Below are 1,129 nucleotides of genomic sequence, written 5' to 3'. Positions count from 1 at the left end.
CGGCCCGCCGCCGGCTCGCCCCGTTCGGTGACCGGTTCACGGCGGTACACGCCGTGTACGACGAGCTCGAGGCGGTGCTTGCCGATCACGGTGTCGACCACGTCCAGGGCATCCTGTTCGACCTCGGCGTCTCGTCGCTCCAGTTGGACGAGTCCGGCCGCGGGTTCTCCTACGCCCACGACGCGCAGCTGGATATGCGGATGGACCAGCAGTCGGACGCTCCCACCGCCGCTGACGTGCTCAACACGTACTCGCACGCGGCCCTCACCAGAATGCTGCGTGAGTACGGAGAGGAACGGTACGCCTCGCGTATCGCGTCGTTCGTCGTGCGGCAGCGTGAACGGGAGCCGTTCAGCACCAGCGAACCATTGGTGCGGCTGGTGCGGGACGCCATCCCGGCACCGGCGCGCCGTACCGGCGGCAATCCTGCCAAGCGGACCTTCCAGGCGCTGCGGATCGAGGTGAACGGGGAGCTGGAGGCGCTTCGGACGGCACTCCCGGCGGCGATCGGCGCGCTGGCGGTCGACGGGCGCATCGTCTTCCTCTCGTACCACTCGCTGGAGGACCGCATGGTGAAGCGCACGCTCGCGGCCGGCGCCACAACCACAGCGCCACACGGACTGCCGGTAGAGCTTCCCGAGCACCGACCGTTCCTGAGGCTGCTGACCAAGGCAGAGACACCGGCGCCGGATGAGGTGGAGACGAACCCACGCGCCGGGTCCGCGCGGCTGCGCGCGGCGGAGAGAACGAGAAGCACGGAGCCACGGCCGGCCGACAGGCGCGGGCGAGGCGAACACACGGGGAGGAACGACCATGAGCGCTGAGAGGGCATTGACCACGCCTGGCGTTTCGCGACCACGGACGCGTCGTTCGCTCCGTGTCCTGCCGGGCGTCGCGAGGACGCCGCGGGCTCCCTTCGTCGTGCTGATCCTCCTGGTCCTGGGCGTGGGACTGGTCGGGCTTCTGCTGCTCAACACTGCCCTGCAGCAGGGATCCTTCGAGCTGGCGCGACTCGAGGCGGAGACCACCGCACTGCGTGACCGGGCGGAGATCCTGACCAGCCAGGTCGCCGCGCAGGAGTCGCCCGCCGGTCTGGCCGAACGGGCCGAGGAACTCGGAATGGTTCCCG

2 protein-coding genes are annotated in these 1,129 nt (G+C 70.0%); both read left to right on the top strand.

What is annotated here, in order from left to right:
- A partial coding sequence (rsmH, locus tag ELR45_RS03070; protein ID WP_240759110.1) for a 16S rRNA (cytosine(1402)-N(4))-methyltransferase RsmH occupies positions 1-824 on the top strand: 824 nt, incomplete at its 5' end.
- The coding region (gene ftsL, locus ELR45_RS34475) for a cell division protein FtsL (protein WP_165367426.1) at positions 814-1,129 on the top strand (316 nt) is incomplete at its 3' end. The genes rsmH and ftsL, both read left to right, overlap by 11 nt.

The organism is Phytoactinopolyspora endophytica (assembly GCF_004138495.1).
Taxonomy (GTDB): domain Bacteria; phylum Actinomycetota; class Actinomycetes; order Jiangellales; family Jiangellaceae; genus Phytoactinopolyspora; species Phytoactinopolyspora endophytica.
The sequence above is the reverse complement of the archived record's forward strand: the minus strand, read 5'-3'. Positions and strand labels throughout refer to the sequence as shown.